We start from the raw sequence: 16,294 nt of genomic DNA, 5'->3' as shown, positions 1-16,294 counted from the left end.
CTCACGCGAATTCCGCGCGTCGCGAGGCGAAACTCAGCGCCAGCACCGCGAAAATCAGCACGCCCGTGGCCACCTGCTGCCAATAGAAGTTCCAGCCGATCAGCAGCAATCCGTTCGCGACGAGACTCAGCAGCAACACGCCCAGCAGCGTACCAGGCACATTGGGGCGTCGCGTGCGCGACAGCGTCGTGCCGATAAAGGTCGCGCCGATCGCGTTGAGCAGATAACCGTTGCCCGCTTGCGGCACATAGGCTTTCACCATCGACGCCAGCAGCAGGCCGACCACGCCATAGATCAGCGCGCCCGCCACGAAGGTGGCGACCACCACGGCCGCGACCGGCAAGCCCGAATAGCGCGCGACGCCCGGCTGCGAGCCGAGCGCGGCGCTGTAGCGACCGAACACCGAATGCGCTAGCGCCACATGCACGACCAGCGCAAGCGCCGCCACGATCCACAAGGGCAGCGGCACGCCCGCGAAGCTGCCGTGCGCGAGCGCGCTGAACAGCGGCGGGAGGCTCATGCCGAGCAGATAAACGGGTTGGCCGCCATCGGTGGCGAGTTGCTGCAAGGTCTGGCCGATAAACAGCGTGCCGAGCGTCGCCAGAAACGGCGCGATGCCGAGTCCCGCCACCAGCACGCCGTTGAACGCGCCCACCAGTAAGGCCGCGCCGAGTCCCGCGAACGCGGCCAGCGGCACGCCCACGTGATGCGCGGTGAGCAGCACGAACACGAGGCTCCCGACATCGACAGCGGTGCCGAGCGAGAGATCGACCGCGCCGATCGAGAGCGCGAGCGTCATGCCGAGCGACGCAATCGCCAGCAACGCGAAGTTGTTGAGCAGCACGTCGGCGAGATTGGCCGTACGCGCGAAGCCCGGCGAGCACACCGCGAAGAACACGCTGACGGCGACCAGCGCGCCCGGCAGCGAAAAGCGCTGAACGCGCGCGAACCAGTCAGTCATGAGCATGGGTTCCGAGATGACGACGACGCAGCAGCGCCGTGGTCGCGACCACGAACAGGATCAGCGCGCCTTCCACGCCGTTGACCCAATAGCTGGAAACGTTGTCGAGTTGAAAGCCGTTGCTGACCACGCCGATGAACAGCACGGCCAGCAGCGTGCCGGGCATGGTCGGGACCATGCGGCGCGAAAACACCACGCCGAGCAGTGCCGACGCCACCACCGCCAGCAGATTTTCGCCCGCGCCCGGCGAGCTGCCGCTCAGCAACGCCGACGAGGCGAGCGCGGCGAGTCCCGCCGCGAATCCGCCGAGCAGATAGCTCGCGGCCACGTAGCCGCGCACGTTCAGGCCCGCCGCGCGCGCGGCCTGCGCGTGCTCGCCGCTCGCGCGCAGACGCAGCCCGAACGGCGTGTAGTGGACCAGCAGCGTGAACAGCGCGGCGACCGCGATCAGCGCCGTCGCCATATGCGGGATGCCGAACGCGCCTTCGTCGATCAACCAGCCGAGCAGCGGCGAGGACGCGGGCACCGACGTATTCTGTGTGAGCACGAGTTCGAGGCCCGCGCAGAGGTTCATCGTCGTGAGCGTGGCCAGCAGCGGCAGGATGCGCAAGCCGAGCACGGCGCAGGCGTTGAGCGCGCCGACTGCCACGCCCGCCGCGAGCGTGAGGCCCACGGCTTCGGCGCTGGTCGCGCCGGCGCGCAGCGTCACCGCGTAAACGGCGGCGCACAGGCCCATGTTCGCGGCGATGGAGAGGTCGAGGCCGCCCTTGATCGGATCCGCGCCGCCGCCGATCAGCACGGCCGTCAGCCCCAGCCCGAGCACGCCGACCACCGCCGATTGCTGCACGATATTGGCGAGATTCGCCACCGTGAGAAAGAGCGGCGACGTCAGCGCGAATACCGCGAATACCACCGCGAACGCGAGCACCGCGCCGCCGCGCAGCCAGAATTGCGCGCCGGCCGGCTGGCGCGTCGCGTCGATATCGCGCGTTGCGTCGGGCTTGTCGCCCAGCGCGTCGAGGCGCTCGATCACCTTGCCATTCATGCGGCGTTCTCCTGAGTTGGCGCGGCCCCGGCGCGGCGGCGCGCGAGCGTGGCCCACGCGAGCAGATCCTGTGTGCTGGCCGTCTGCGAGTCCACGTCCTGCACGATCGCGCCGCGTGCCAGCACGAGCACGCGGTCGGTCACGTCGAGCAGTTCGTGCAGATCGCTCGAAAAGATCAGCACCGACGCGCCTTGCGCCACGAGTTCGTCGATGAGCCGATAGATGTCCGCTTTCGCGCCCACGTCGACGCCCACGGTCGGTTCATCGAGGATGTAGATGCCGCCTCCGGCCTGCGCGCGGCCCAGCCATTTGCCGAGCGCGACCTTCTGCTGGTTGCCGCCCGAGAGATGGCGCACGGGCGCGTGCGGGCCGGGCGTGCGCACGCCGAGCGTGTCGATCAGCGCGCGCGCGGCCGCGGTTTCGCGGCGCGTATCGACGAGGCCGAAGCGGCTGAAGCGCGCGAGGCTCGCCAGCGACAGGTTTTCGCGCACGGGCAGCGCGGTCGCGACGCCCTGGCGGCGGCGGTCCTCGGGCACGAAGGCGATGCCGCGCCGCACGGCGTCGGCGGGGCGGCGCAGGCGCACGCGCTTGCCGTTCAGGCGCAGTTCGCCGAGTACGCCGCGCTCCAGCCCGAACAGGCTGCGCACCAGCGGCTTGCCGCCCGATCCCACCAGCCCGGTCACGCCCAGCACTTCGCCGCGCCGCAGCGCGAACGACAGCGGACCGAAGCGCCCCGGCGCGTGCAGATCGCGGGCTTCGAGCACCGCATCGTGCGTGTTCTGCGTGTCGTGGGCGTTGGTCCGCGCGTTCGAGACGCGGCGCGCGCGGGCGGCGGGCGGCGTGCCGATCATCGCTTCGACCAGCGTTTCAACGGGCGTCGTGCGCGCGTCGACCTGCGCCACGTCGATGCCGTCGCGCAGGACGGTCACGCGGTCGCACAGCGAGGCGATTTCGTTCAGATAGTGCGAGACGTACAGAATCGTCAGGCCGCGCGCGCGCAGCCGGTCGATGATCTGCAGCAGGCGCTCGACTTCGCGGCTCACGAGCGCCGCAGTCGGTTCGTCGAAAACGAGAATGCGCGGCGCACGCATGAGCGCGCGCGTGATCTGCACGATCTGCTGTTCGGCCACGCTCAGTTCGCCGATCAGCCGGTCGGGCGGCAGCGCGATGTCGAAATGTTCGGCGAGCGCCTCGCTCGCGCGCCGGCGCATGCGGCGCAGATCGAGCGGCAGCAGCGAGCGCAAGGCGCGCAGGCGCCGCAAGCCGGGCACGCGCGGTTCGTCGCCGAGCGCCAGCGCTTCGGCCACGGTGAAGGTCGGCGACAGCAGCCGCTCCTGATGAATGAACGCGATCTCGCCAGGCGCGCCGCCGTCGCGCTTCACGCCATCGACGCGAATCTCGCCCGCATCCGCGCGCTCCAGCCCCGCGAGTATCTTGATGAGCGTGGATTTGCCCGCGCCGTTCTGGCCGATCAGACCGTGCACGGTGCCGCGCGCCGCGCTCAACGACGCGCCGCGCAGCGCCTGCACGCCGCCGTACTGCTTGACGAGCCCGCGCAGTTCGAGCGCGGGTGCTGCCGGCGTTTCGTGCGCTTGCGGCGTGGGCGGCTCGCCGCGCGCGTCGTCGCGTGGCGTGCTCATTTCGCGGCGAGCTGGCCGGTTTGCGCGGCCTGACCGAGCGCCTTCTGCACCTCGCCGGCGTTCTCCTTGGTCGCGAGAATCGACGGCACGTAGGTGTACGGCGGCAGATCGCGCTGACCGGCCAGATAGCGCGCGACGTTGTCCACGGCGGTCTTGCCGATCAGCGCGGGTTGCTGCGCGACCACGGCGGCGGCGCTCGATTTCGGGTCCTTCACGAGCGTGACGACGTCCGGGCTGCCATCGACCGCATAGGTGCGGATCTCGTTGCGATGCGCCGCGTCGACCGCCTGCGTCGCGCCGACCTGCGGCACGTCCCACGCCGACCAGATCGCCGCAATCTGCCCCTTCGGATACTTGGCGAGCAACTGGCTGACCTGCGCATAGGCGCTTTGCACGGTGTTCGGAATCACGTCGCGCAGTTCGGGCTGAATGATGTGCACCTTCGGGTAATACTTGAGCACGGCCTTCAACTGGTCGTAACGGATCGCGCACACGGGCACGCCGTAAAAGCCGTTGAACACGAGGATATTGCCCTCGCCGTGAATATCGTTGACGAGCTTGAGCGCCAGTTGTTCGCCGATGAAGAAGTTGTCCGAGGTGGTGTCGTTGATGCTCGACGGCGAGGCCGTGTCGATCGTGAACAGCGGGATGCCCGCCTGGCGGATTTTCTGCAACCACGGCTCCAGCACCGAAGCGGTGCCGAGCTGCTCGACGATGGCGTCGGGCTTTTGCGCGATCAGCGTTTGAATCTGCGCGATCTGGCGATTGTCGTTGCGGCCCGCGTCGAGCGCGATGGGCGTGCCGCCGAGGCGCTTCACTTCGTCGATCGCGCCCTGATAGGCCTTCAGATCCCAGTAGTGGTCGGTGCCGGCCGCCGTGATGCCGATGCGCTTGCCTTTGAGCGAGGGTACATCGGCGCTGGCTTGCGGATTGGACTGCGGGCTGGCGAGCGCGTCGCCTTGAGCGTGCGCGGCGGGGCTTGAAGCGGCCAGCGCCGTGAACGCGCCGAGCGCGAGGGCGATCGCCGTGGCGGCGCGTTTGAGGGCGAAGGGGCGGGTTGTCTCGCGGTTCATGTCGTCGTCGATTCGTTGTTATGGCGGTCGCCCGGGCGGGCGCAGGAGCGTTGCGCTACGAATCTAAGCGGCGAGGGCCGCGATGCGAAGTATCGAATCGAGCTAAGGATAGTTGCGCGGGCGTGAAATGCTTTTGAAGCGTCGGGAACGCCGTTCGGGCGGCGTCGTGCGCCGGTTGCCGTCCCGAGATTGCATTTGTAATCCGCCGCTTGCCCGCCCGAAACCCGCGCGTAACCGCGCTCCCGTAAACTGACGTCGCTGGCCCGTTTCGGGGCCGCAGCCCCGCGGCCGGGCAGGTGGCCGGATCAAGGCGCTCATGTCCGATTCGATTCTGGTGCTGGAAGACGATCCCGGCACGCGCGAGCTGATCGCGTCGACCTTGCGCGATGCGGGCTTCGTCGCGCATGCCGCGGCGGGCGAGGGTTCGGGCGAGGCGTCGCTCGGCGGCGTCGCGGTCATCGTCGTCGATCTGGGCGAGCCCAAGTGCGACGGCGCGGCGCGTCTGCTGCGGCTGCGCGAGCGGTTTCCGCGTGCGCGCGTCGTCGCGATCTCGGGACGTTTTCGCTTCAACGTGGCGACGGCGGCCTCGGTCGCGCGTCAGCTCGGAGCGGACCGCGTGATCGCCAAGCCGCTCGACTGCGCCGCGCTGGTCGCGGGCGTGCGGCAATTGATGGCGTCGGCGCCGTGATCAAGCCAACACGCTCGTTTCATCGCAGCACGCTCGCGGGCGGGCTGCTCGTGGTGTTCGTGCTCTGCGCGGCGGCCTGCGTGAACGTCTGGCAAAGCCGCAGCGCGACGCTCGCCGAAGGACAACGCACGCTGCAACTGGTGGCGCGCGTGCTGGCCGGGCAGATCGGGCAGACGCTCGGGCATGCGCCTGCCGCGTCGCCTGAGTTTGCGGCGGGCGAATGCGCCGCGCTGCTGGCCGGTCTCGGCGACGTCGCGCGCGACGAACGCCTCACGCTCGCGATCGAAGGCAGCGGCCAGGCGCGCGCGTTCAACTGCACGACGTCGGCTCAAGACCATGCCGATGCCGACGCCGCCAACGACATTGCCAACACCATCGCCGTGCGTGCGCAAGTGCCCGGCTATCCGCTCGTCGTCGCGGTGGGCCGCTCGCGCGACGCCATGCTGGGCGGCTGGCGCAGCGCGACCCACGCCACGCTCGCCCGCACGGTCGCGATCTCGGCGTTCGTGCTCGTCCTGCTCTATCTGCTGATGCGCGAGGCGCGCCGCCAGGATCGCGCGAACGCGGACCTGCGCGCGGGCGAGCAACGCTGGCGCGCCGTGTTCGACAACGCGCCGGTCGGCATCGTCATGTTGCTGCCGAACCAGCCGTACATGGTCGCGAATCCCGCGTTCTGCCGCATGGTCGGCTATCCGCTCGACGCGCTGCACGCGCTCGCGCCCGACGACATCACGCATCCCGACGACGTCGCGCTCACGCGCGCGAAGGTCGCCGAACTCGAACGCGGCGCGCGCGCGCACGTGACGTTCGAAAAGCGCTACGTGCATCGAGACGGCTCGGTGATCTGGACGGAGATGAGCATTTCGCGGCTGTCCGGCTCGGGCGAACTCGATGGCATGCTGGTCGCCGTCATCGACGACGTGAGCGCGCGCCGCGCCGCCGAAGCGGAGCGTCTGCGTCTCGAAGCGCAATTGCGTCAGGCCCAGAAGCTCGAAGCGCTCGGCACGTTCGCGGGCGGCATCGCGCACGACTTCAACAATATTCTCAGCGCGATTCTCGGCTATGGCGAGCGCGTGTTCGCGGCACTGCCCGCCGACTCGCCCGCGCGCCGCGATGCGCAGCAGGTGCTCAACGCGGGCACGCGCGCGAGTCAACTCGTCGAGCGCATTCTCGCGTTCAGCCGCAGCGGCATGGCGGCGCGTCTGCCGGTGCAGGTGGCGTCGGTGGTCGAGGAAACCGTCGATCTGTTCAAGGCGCAGGTGCCGCCCGGCGTGAGCGTGACGCTGCGTATCGACGCGCCCGATGCCGTCGTGCTCGGCGATCCCACGCATCTGCATCAGGTCGTGATGAATCTGTGCAGCAACGCGCTGCATGCGCTCGACGGCGAAGGCGCGATCACGGTGTCGGTCGATGAAGTGGCAGCGGGCGATGCGAACGCTACGCACGCGCCGCGTCACGTGCGCATCGGCGTGGCCGATAACGGCGCGGGCATTGCGCCCGAGGTGCGCGAACGCATCTTCGATCCGTTCTTCACGACGCGGCGGCGCGGCGCGGGCACGGGCCTCGGCCTGTCGCTCGTCGACGGCATCGTGAAGGAATACGGCGGGACCATCGAGGTGCGCAGCGCGCCCGGCGAAGGCGCGTGTTTTCTGATCGATCTGCCGATTCAGCGCATTGCGTCACGTGAGTCACGTGAGATCGATGCATCAACCACGCTGCAAGACAGCATGCACGCGCCGCAAGGCCAGGGCGAAACCATCCTGCTCGTCGACGACGAACGCGCGCTCGTCGAACTGGGCGAGGAATGGCTGGCCGAACTCGGTTACGAGCCGGTGGGTTTCGCGTCGCCACAAGACGCGCTCGATGCGTTTCTCGCCGATCCGCAGCGCTTCGACCTCGTGCTGACCGATCAGACCATGCCGGAGATGAGCGGCATCGAATTGATCGAGCGTCTGCACGCGCAGCGCCCCGATCTGCCCGCCGTACTCGTGAGCGGCTACGGCACGGCGCTGCTCGACGAAGCGGCGCGCGCGGCGGGCGTGCGGGCGGTGCTGAAAAAGCCCGTCGATCGCGCCGCGCTCGGGCGCGCGATCCGCGCGGCGCTGCCGCTATAATTTTCTGTCGCGATGAATCGACTATCGCCATCCGCGCTGCTGCCCTTGCCGTCATGAACGAGCCCAACGCCCCCCACATTCTGGTCGTCGACGACGACCCCGCCATCCGCGAACTGATCGCCGCCTATCTCGGCGAGAACGGCATGCGCGTGAGCGAAGCGGCCAGCGGCAAGGCCATGTCGGCCGCGCTCGCGGAGCAGGCGATCGACCTCGTGATTCTCGACCTGCGCCTGCCGGGCGAGGACGGGATCGAGATCGCGCGGCGGATTCGCGTGCAATCGGCGCTGCCGATCATCGTGGTCTCGGGTTTGCGCGAGGAAGCCGATCGCGTGATGGCGCTCGAACTGGGCGCCGACGATTATCTGACCAAGCCGTTCAGCTCGCGCGAATTGCTCGCGCGCGTGCGGGCGTTGCTCAGGCGTGCGAATGCCGCGTCGGCGGTGCTGGCGTCGGCATCCGCGTCGATGTCGGCGGCGGGCGCGGGGCGTCAGACCGATGCGCGCGCGTATCGATTCGCGGGTTGGGAGTTGAACCTCGGCACGCGCAAGCTCACGTCGCCGCGCGGCGAGGCCGTGCCGCTGACCAACGGCGAATTCAGCCTGCTGCAGGCGTTTCTCGCCGCGCCGGGCTGCGTGCTCGCGCGCGAACAACTGCTCGAAGCGAGCCGTTTGTACGCCGATGTCTACGACCGCTCGATCGACGTGCAGATCCTGCGTTTGCGTCGAAAGATCGAGGCCGTGCCCGCGCGGCCCGAGTTCATCAAGACCGAGCGCGGCGCGGGTTATGTGTTCGCGGCGCCCGTCGAGAAACTCACTCACGCGACGGGCTGGAGCGGCGAACTTTAACGCCGATACGCGCGGCGACGAGCGCTTCGATCAGGCATCGAGTACGTCGGGCACCACCATCGAGACGGCCAGCGCGCCGTCGATCACCTCATGTTCGATATGGCGCGCGAAGAACGAGCGCGCGTGCGTGGCGTAATCGGCGGATGCAATGGACTCAATGGATTCGGTGGAATCCGCAGCTTGCAGTTGCGCGCGCAGACCGGCGCGCTGCTCACGCGTGGCGCGCAGCAGCGCGCCCACCGATTGCGCGAGCGCGGCCAGGCGCGCGCGGTCCGCGTGGTCGAGCGCGGCGTCCGCGCCTTCGAGCGGCGAGACCACGCCCACGAGCTTGCGCAGACGCAGCATCAGCACGCTCGCATGCGCGGCGCGATGATTCGAGCTCAGCGATTCGAGCCGCGTGGCCGAAATCACCGATTCGAGCGCATCGACGGCGAGGCAAGCCTGACGACGCAGCGCGGCGATCTCGCGTGCGTTGCGTTCGGCCTGCTGTTCGGCGTGCTGTTCCTGCTGCGTGTTATCGGCCGATTCCGAGGCGCGTCCGCGTAACACCGCCTGCACGTACTCGCTCACGCACTTGAGCGCGTGCGCGGCGGCGGGACCGAGTTTGTGCTGCTCCCATTCGGGCCACGCCAGAAAGCTCGCCGCCACGCCGACCGCGACGCCCGCGAGGCTGTTGAGCACGCGCGAGACCGCGAGATCCCACGGCTCGCCCACGGGCGTGCCCAAATGCGCGACCAGCACGAAATGCGAGGTGAGGAACAGGATGTACGAGACATAGCTGACCGCGCGCGCGGCGAGCGTCCCGGTGGCGAGCGGCAGGATCGCGAGCGCGAGCAGGATCGGGCTGTGGATCGCCAGCGCGAGCGCCGAAGCGAGCACCGCGCCGAGCATCGTCCCGCCGATGCGCAGACTCGAGACGCGCACCGTCTGCGAAAACGTCGGCTGCACGATGAACATGGTCGTCAGCGCGAGCCAGTAACCTTGCTCCGCGCTGCGCCAGCGCGCGAGCGTCACGGCGATCATGGCCGCGACGGCGAGGCGCGCAGCGTAGCGCGCGAACACGCCATGCGTGCGGACTTGCGCGACCACGGCGTGCAGCGCGTTGCGCCACGGCTGGCTCGCGCGCGACGCGGCGGCGTCCGCGGCACGGGCGGCGGCGCGCGTGTCGCTGTCGGGATCGGCGTCGGCGGCCAGCGTCGCGAGGCGCGCGCAGAGCGTCATGAACGTCTCGCGCCACGCGCGTGCATCGCTCGACGGCGCTTCGGCATCGGCCGATTCGCGCGCGAGTTCCGCATGTTCGGCGAACGGGCGCAGACGCTCGGCGGTCAGCGCGGCGTCGGGCTTCGCGGCGCGGCGCAGGTCGGCCGCGCAGGCGTCGATGGCTTCGGCCAGCCGTTCGAGCACGGCGCGGATCAGGTCGAGCGTGGCCGCTTCGGCCTCCGCCTGCGGCGCGCGTCGGCGGCTGTGCAACAGGCTTTCGATGCCCGCGAGCAGCGCCATCGCCTGTTCCGCATCGGCCAGCCAGCGGCGGCAGGCGGGCGCGACCGCGCCGGGCGCGGCCGTGATCGCGGCGCTCATCGTGTCGAGCGAGGCGCGCAACTGGGCGCGGCTCGCGGCGGCGCCGTGACGGCTGTCGGGCGCCTGCGCGAGCTTGCCGACGTAGGAGCCGAGCGCATAGAGCCAGGCGAAGGTTGCCGCGCGCACGCGGGTATCGGCGCTGTATTGCCAGAGCGCGAGATTGCAGGCGGTGGCCCAGACGCCGCCGGCGATGAAGTACAGCGCATACTCGCGCGCGTCCTGCAATCCGTGGACCGGAAAGGCCGCGCAGACGGCGAAGGCCGTGGCCACCAGCAGGCCGCGCAGGCCCGGCAACGCGCCGCGGCAACGCACCAGCGCGCCGAGCCAGGCGCTCGCGCCCGCGAGCACGATGGCGAGGCCGGGCACCGCGCCCGCCGCGATCGCGCAGCCCGCCGCGAGACCGCCGAGCACGGCGAACAGCAAGCCCTGGACGATGCGCTCGCGCGGCCGCGTGCCGGAGTCGTCGCAGAGACAGGTCCAGAACGCCGCGATCGCCGACCAGCAGAGCAGCGGCGCGTGCCATGCTGCCGCGAGCACGGCGGGCGCGGCGCAGATCAGGCCGCCGCGCACCGATTCGGAGAACGGCAGCCGGTGGCGGCCATGCGAGAGGGAACGCAGGAGCGCGGCGCGCCCGGCCATCGAAAAGATCATGCGCGTCCTCGTCGAACTAGCTGGCCACGCGCGGCTGGCGCACCGGCACGACGGTCAGCGAACGGATGCCTTGCGCGCCGCGAACCAGCACGCCCTCGATATCGGCGGTCGCGGACGGCCCGCTCATCAGCACCGCATAGCGCGCCTCGAAAAAATCGCGCCGCCGGTAAGCATGATGCAGATTGCCGACGATCTGATCGGGATCGAGCAGCGCCACCAGATGCTGCGGCAGATAGCCGAGCGCATTGACGCGATACTCGTGCTCGCTGAGCCAGATCGAGCCGGTTTCCGCCACCGCGAACGCGGGGCGCACGATGCCGACGTCGACGTCCGCGAGGTCGTGCGGCCGCGCGATGGCGTCGAGCTCGCGCGTGCCGCGCACTTCGGGCGTGGCCGAGCAGATCACGCGCGCCTCGGGAAAGCGCGTGCGGATGAAGGCGTCGAGATCGCCGTCGGCAGGCGGTTCGCACCAGACGCCACCGAGCCGCGCGAGCGAGGTCTTGAAGGTGTCGAGCGCCGCTTCGGGCGGTGTGTCGTAGGTCGGCACCGTCGGCAGCGGACGCGCGGCGCGCCCGACTTCGCGCAGACGGGAAAGAATGGCGTCGCGGCTACTCATGACTTGTTCCTCTTGTTGTGTTTCAGATACCAGTCGCGGAAGGTCTGCTTCGGCGCGTCGGGTAGCTCGCGCTGCTTGCCCCATGCGTTGAGCGGATTGTAGAGCACCGCGCGCGGCAATGTCGCAACGGCTTTGCCCGCGCCCTTGATGGCCGCGCGATAGAGCGTCGGATGCGAGAGCACCTGACCGGCGACTTTCATCGCCTCGCGTTTGACGAACGGGAGCTCGTGCTGCTCGGCAATGATCTGCCGCCATTTGTAAATCTGCTCGTGAATATTGATTTTCACGGGACAGACATTGGTGCAACTGCCATTGAGCGTGGACGCGAACGGCAGCGCGCTGTACTTCTTCAGATCGAAGGTGGGATTGATAATGGCGCCGATCGGCCCGGAATACACGCCGCCATAACTGAGTCCGCTGCTGCGCCGGTACACCGGACAGGTATTCATGCACGCGCCGCAGCGAATGCATTTGAGCGAATACCAGAAGTCGTCCATCGCGAGACGTTCGGAGCGGCCATTATCGACGAGCACGAAATGCATTTCGCCGCCGTCACGCGGGCCGCGAAAATGCGAGGTGTATTGCGTGATCGGCGAACCGAGCGCGTTGCGCGAGAGCATGCGCACAAATACGCCCAGATGTTCGAGTTTGGGAATCAGTTTCTCGATGCCGATCGACGCAATATGCAGCGGCGGCACGTTGGCGCTCAGATCGGCATTGCCTTCGTTGGTGCAGACGGTGATGCCGCCGGTTTCCGCCACCGCGAAATTGCAGCCGGTCATGCCCGCGTCGGCGCGCAGAATGCGCGGGCGCGTGGCCTGGCGTTGCGCTTCGGCGAGCTTCGGAATATCGCTTTCGTTCGGATCGGTGCCGAATTTGTTCGCGAAGGTTTTGGCTACGTCGGTGGCGAGTTTATGCACGGCGGGCACGACGATATGCGAGGGCATCTGGTCGTCGAGTTGCTGGATCTGTTCGCCAAGATCGGTTTCCACCACCGCAATGCCGCGCGCCTCCAGATACGGGCGCATTTCGCATTCCTCGGTCAGCATCGACTTGCTCTTGACCAGCAGGCGCGCGCCGCGCGAGCGCAGAATCTGATGAACGATGCGGTTATGTTCCTCCGCATCCTTGGCCCAATGCACGGTCACGCCGTTAGCCGTGGCGTTGCGCTCGAATTCTTCCAGATAATCGGGCAAATGCGTGAGCGTATGCTCCTTGATCGCCGAAGCGAGCGAACGCAGCGCCTCCCATTCGGGAATGCCGTGCACTTCCACATCGCGCGCGGAACGCAAATCCCACAGACGCTTGTCGTGAAACGCAATGTGTTTTTCGTCGGCGATAAACGTTTTCGAATACGCTGCATGATCGACGCGCTTCATGCCGTGGCTCCGTTGAGAATCTGGGCGATGTGAATGAACTTGAGGCCGAGACCGAGACGATCCGAGCAGCCTTTCTGGTGCATCAGGCACGACGAATCGGCCGAGACGATATATTCGGCGCCGTTGCGCTGATGGTCGCGGACCTTGTCGCCACCCATGCGCGCGGAGACGGGTTCTTCGGAAACGCAGAAAGTGCCGCCGAAACCGCAGCATTCATCGGGACGATCGGGTTTGATGAACTCGATGCCTGCGACGTTGTTCAGCAGCGCGAGCGGTTTCGAAAAGAAGGGTTCGTCGATTTCCGACATGCTCGCGGTCCGCAGCGCGCGCAGCGTGCCACAACTATTGTGCAGCCCGACCTTGTGAGGAAACGACGCCCACGGAAATTCGCGCACCTGCAAGACGTCGTGAATGAATTCGACGAGTTCGTAGGTGTTGCGGCGCACGGTGTGGGTGTCGCGCGTCTGATCGGCGGCCGTGAGATGGTCGCGCACGTGATGCACGCAACTGCCGCTCGGCGAGACGATGTAATCGTAGCCGGCGAAATTGCGCACGAAGAGATTTTCGGTGGCGGCGGCCTGCTTTTCGCAGCCGCTATTGCCCATGGGCTGACCGCAACAGGTCTGATCCAGCGGATAGTCCACGGAGCAGCCCAGACGCTCCAGCAATTGCAGGGTGGCGACGCCCACTTCGGGGAAGAAGGCGTCGATAAAACACGGTATAAACAGCGCGACTTTCATGGCATCGGCTCCTCGAACTGAACCTGCGGAGAGCGAGCCGTCGGGCCGCCCGGATGCAGGGGAACGAGCAGTGTGCCGGTGCGCGGTTGCGAGGGAATTTCGCGCCGGAGCGCGTCGATTACATTCGTAACACGGCGTGTAATCGAGTGCGCCGTGAACTCAATTCACGTCCGGATCGTTGAGTGTTTTGAAATTCACCTTTCACAATCGGATGGCGTTGAATAATAGGGCTTTCTCTACAATACAGGCTCATTTCAGAAGCAGGGAGCCAATGCATGGGCCACTCCAGATCCAGAAAAAACAATCGCCAGGGAGTGACCCGCAGCAAGCTGTTGCCGCTCTCCGGCGCGATGGTGCAGGCCACCTCGCTGCAAAACCATCTCGCGCTCGAAGCGCTGCGTAGCCGCCACGGTGCGAGCCTGCATGTGACGTTTCTGTTTCGCGCCGTCTACCTGACTTATCTGATGAGCGACCTGAACGATCAAAGCCGCGAGATCGAGGTGTTTCAGGAAGCCGAAGCCGCATTGTGCCGTTGCAGCAGCCGCGCGGAAGATCAGGGCGCGTGGCACCTGAACGACGCGGAAATCGAAGCGCTCAAGACGGTGCTGAGCCTGCACGACTGGCAGCTTCAAACCGTTCCCGCGCAGCGCTATGAATCGTCGTGCGCTCATCTGCTGAACTTCGTGATGGATAGCGGCTGCTCGGTGATTCCCGCCTGCGAAATCGCCGTTTGAAGCGCCGTTTGAAGTTTTACGTCGCATAAAGAAGACGCCCCGCCAGGATCAACCTGCCGGGGCGTTCTTTATTGCCGTCTCGTTCGTTACACCGCGCGGCGCACCATCAATTCCTTGATTTTGCCGATGGCACGGGTCGGATTCAAACCCTTCGGGCACACGTCCACGCAATTCATGATCGTGTGGCAGCGGAACAGGCGATACGGATCTTCGAGATTGTCCAGACGCTCGCCGGTGGCTTCGTCGCGGCTGTCCGCGATAAAGCGGTAAGCCTGCAACAAACCCGCCGGGCCGACGAATTTATCCGGGTTCCACCAGAAGCTCGGACACGAAGTCGAGCAGCTCGCGCACAGAATACATTCGTACACGCCGTCGAGTTCGTCGCGTTGATCCGGTGTTTGCAGCCGTTCTTTCTCGGGCGGCGGCGTATCGTTGATCAAATACGGCTTGATCGAGTGATACTGATTAAAGAAGTGCGTCATGTCCACGATCATGTCGCGCACGACCGGCAGGCCGGGCAACGGGCGCAGCACGATCTTCTGCGGCAGATCGTTCAGGTTCGTGAGGCACGCGAGACCGTTCTTGCCGTTGATGTTCATGGCGTCCGAACCGCACACGCCTTCGCGGCACGAGCGGCGGAACGACAGTGTTTCGTCCACTTCCTTGAGCTTCACCAGCGCGTCGAGCAGCATGCGCTCGTGCGTGAGATCCAGCTCGTAGGTTTGCATGCGCGGCGCGGCGTCCTTGTCGGGATCGTAGCGATAGACTTCAAAAATGCGTTTAGCCATTTCCAGTTCCTTGTGACAGGCGTGCGCGATCAGAACGTACGCGGCTTGGGCGGCACCGACGCGACGCTCATCGGCTGCATCTGCACCGGCTTGTAGTCGAGGCGATCGCCTTCGCTGTACCACAGCGTGTGACGCAGCCAGTTCTGATCGTCGCGTTCCTTGTGCTCGCTCGGCGCGTGTGCGCCGCGGCTTTCCTTGCGCGCTTCCGCCGAGACCATCGTCGCGCGCGCCACCTCGATCATGTTCGCCACTTCGAGCGCTTCCACGCGCGCCGTGTTGAACACCTTCGACTTGTCTTTCAGATGCAGATCGCCGACGCGTTGCGCCACCTCACCGATCATCTTGACGCCTTCGGCCATGAGTTTTTCGGTGCGGAACACGCCCGCGTGATTCTGCATGGTCGAGCGGATATCGCGCGCCACGGCCTGCGTGTGCTCGCCCGATGTCGATTTTTCCAGCTGGTTCAAACGCGAGAGGGCGAAGTCGGCGGCATCGGCGGGCAGCGGTTTGTGGCTGCGAATGGTTTTCACATGATCGATGATGTGATTGCCGGCCGCGCGGCCGAACACCACGAGATCGAGCAGCGAATTCGTGCCCAGACGATTGGCGCCGTGTACCGACACGCATGAGCATTCGCCCACGGCGTAGAAGCCGTTGATCGGATCCTTGAAGCCCTTCGACGTGCCCACGACCTGGCCATGAACGTTGGTGGGAATGCCGCCCATCTGATAGTGGATGGTGGGCACGACCGGAATCGGCTCCTTGATCGGATCGACGTTGGCAAAGCGAATGGCGATTTCGCGAATCGACGGCAGGCGCTTCATGATGGTCTCGGCGCCGATATGCGAGAGGTCGAGCAGAATATGATCCTGCTTCGGACCCACGCCACGGCCTTCGATAATCTCTTGCCCCATCGAACGCGAAACAAAGTCACGCGGCGCGAGATCCTTCAGCGTCGGCGCATAGCGTTCCATGAAACGTTCGCCATTCGAATTACGCAGAATGCCGCCTTCGCCGCGCACGCCTTCGGTAATCAGCACGCCCGCGCCGGCCACGCCGGTCGGGTGGAATTGCCAGAATTCCATGTCCTGCAGCGCGATGCCCGAACGTGCGGCCATGCCCAGGCCGTCGCCCGTGTTGATGAACGCGTTCGTCGATGCCTGGAAGATGCGGCCCGCGCCACCCGTGGCGAACAGCGTGGTCTTGCCTTCGAGAATGTAGACGTCGCCCGTTTCCATTTCGAGCGCGGTCACGCCCAGCACGTCGCCTTCGGCGTCGCGGATCAGATCGAGCGCCATCCATTCGACGAAGAACGTGGTCTTCGCGGCGACGTTCTGCTGATACAGCGTGTGCAGCAGCGCGTGACCGGTACGGTCCGCGGCCGCGCAGGCGCGCTGCACCGGCTTTTCGCCGTAGTTGGCGGTGTGGCCGCCAAACGGGCG

The 16,294-nt window shown here is 66.8% G+C and carries 14 protein-coding genes; 4 read left to right on the top strand and 10 right to left on the bottom strand.

Going from position 1 to position 16,294, the window contains the following annotated elements; all coding sequences use genetic code 11:
* Nucleotide 1 precedes the first annotated feature (1 nt).
* The 4 genes from SB764_RS25355 to SB764_RS25340 are packed head-to-tail and all read right to left on the bottom strand — an operon-like array spanning nt 2 to nt 4,719.
* Entirely contained in the window at nt 2-961 is a 960-nt protein-coding gene (locus tag SB764_RS25355) for an ABC transporter permease (protein ID WP_321855607.1), read from the bottom strand.
* On the bottom strand, nt 954-2,006 hold the full coding sequence (locus SB764_RS25350; protein WP_080180765.1) for an ABC transporter permease: 1,053 nt from the start codon (nt 2,004-2,006) through the stop codon (nt 954-956). Before SB764_RS25350 ends, SB764_RS25355 begins: the two co-directional genes overlap by 8 nt.
* The gene (locus SB764_RS25345; protein WP_321892469.1) at nt 2,003-3,646 is read right to left on the bottom strand and encodes a sugar ABC transporter ATP-binding protein; all 1,644 of its coding nucleotides are present in this window, start codon (nt 3,644-3,646) and stop codon (nt 2,003-2,005) included. Before SB764_RS25345 ends, SB764_RS25350 begins: the two co-directional genes overlap by 4 nt.
* Nucleotides 3,643-4,719, bottom strand: a complete 1,077-nt coding sequence (locus SB764_RS25340; protein ID WP_065059637.1) for a sugar ABC transporter substrate-binding protein — start codon at nt 4,717-4,719, stop codon at nt 3,643-3,645. The genes SB764_RS25345 and SB764_RS25340 overlap by 4 nt, the downstream gene beginning before the upstream one ends.
* A gap of 316 nt (nt 4,720-5,035) precedes the next feature.
* On the opposite strand from SB764_RS25340, the gene SB764_RS25335 reads away from it, so the two are divergent.
* From SB764_RS25335 to SB764_RS25325, 3 genes are read left to right on the top strand one after another with little or no spacing between them, the layout of a single operon-like run.
* Complete coding sequence (locus SB764_RS25335) at nt 5,036-5,407, top strand: response regulator (RefSeq protein ID WP_074985206.1); 372 nt, start codon at nt 5,036-5,038, stop codon at nt 5,405-5,407.
* Nucleotides 5,404-7,521 carry a PAS domain-containing sensor histidine kinase gene (locus tag SB764_RS25330; RefSeq protein WP_110327654.1) on the top strand — a complete coding sequence of 706 codons (2,118 nt, stop codon included), beginning with the start codon at nt 5,404-5,406 and terminating at the stop codon, nt 7,519-7,521. The genes SB764_RS25335 and SB764_RS25330 overlap by 4 nt, the downstream gene beginning before the upstream one ends.
* 53 nt (nt 7,522-7,574) lie before the next feature.
* The gene (locus SB764_RS25325; protein ID WP_065059634.1) at nt 7,575-8,366 is read left to right on the top strand and encodes a response regulator transcription factor; all 792 of its coding nucleotides are present in this window, start codon (nt 7,575-7,577) and stop codon (nt 8,364-8,366) included.
* Nucleotides 8,367-8,396: 30 nt separating this feature from the next.
* Here the strand turns inward: SB764_RS25325 and SB764_RS25320 are convergent, their stop codons facing one another.
* From SB764_RS25320 to SB764_RS25305, 4 genes are read right to left on the bottom strand one after another with little or no spacing between them, the layout of a single operon-like run.
* Nucleotides 8,397-10,595 carry an FUSC family protein gene (locus SB764_RS25320; RefSeq protein WP_065059633.1) on the bottom strand — a complete coding sequence of 733 codons (2,199 nt, stop codon included), beginning with the start codon at nt 10,593-10,595 and terminating at the stop codon, nt 8,397-8,399.
* A gap of 16 nt (nt 10,596-10,611) precedes the next feature.
* Nucleotides 10,612-11,211: a lactate utilization protein C gene (locus SB764_RS25315; protein ID WP_065059632.1), complete on the bottom strand. Its 600-nt coding sequence runs from the start codon at nt 11,209-11,211 to the stop codon at nt 10,612-10,614.
* Complete coding sequence (locus SB764_RS25310; RefSeq protein WP_065059631.1) at nt 11,208-12,590, bottom strand: lactate utilization protein B; 1,383 nt, start codon at nt 12,588-12,590, stop codon at nt 11,208-11,210. Before SB764_RS25310 ends, SB764_RS25315 begins: the two co-directional genes overlap by 4 nt.
* Complete coding sequence (locus tag SB764_RS25305) at nt 12,587-13,330, bottom strand: (Fe-S)-binding protein (protein WP_110327651.1); 744 nt, start codon at nt 13,328-13,330, stop codon at nt 12,587-12,589. The genes SB764_RS25310 and SB764_RS25305 overlap by 4 nt, the downstream gene beginning before the upstream one ends.
* A gap of 314 nt (nt 13,331-13,644) precedes the next feature.
* Between SB764_RS25305 and SB764_RS25300 the strand changes: the two genes are divergently transcribed.
* Nucleotides 13,645-14,064, top strand: a complete 420-nt coding sequence (locus SB764_RS25300; protein WP_080180766.1) for a hypothetical protein — start codon at nt 13,645-13,647, stop codon at nt 14,062-14,064.
* An 86-nt stretch (nt 14,065-14,150) separates the two neighbouring features.
* On the opposite strand, the gene SB764_RS25295 is transcribed toward SB764_RS25300, so the two are convergent.
* Both SB764_RS25295 and SB764_RS25290 read right to left on the bottom strand, forming a co-directional pair.
* Complete coding sequence (locus SB764_RS25295; protein ID WP_065059628.1) at nt 14,151-14,852, bottom strand: succinate dehydrogenase iron-sulfur subunit; 702 nt, start codon at nt 14,850-14,852, stop codon at nt 14,151-14,153.
* A gap of 29 nt (nt 14,853-14,881) precedes the next feature.
* Nucleotides 14,882-16,294 (bottom strand): FAD-binding protein (locus SB764_RS25290; RefSeq protein WP_410865390.1); only part of this gene is annotated, 1,413 nt, incomplete at its 5' end.

Origin of the sequence: Paraburkholderia sp. SIMBA_027 (genome assembly GCF_046535315.1) — a bacterium.
In the GTDB taxonomy this organism is placed as follows: Bacteria; Pseudomonadota; Gammaproteobacteria; order Burkholderiales; family Burkholderiaceae; genus Paraburkholderia; species Paraburkholderia tropica.
This window is presented reverse-complemented; position numbering and strand designations above follow the sequence as displayed.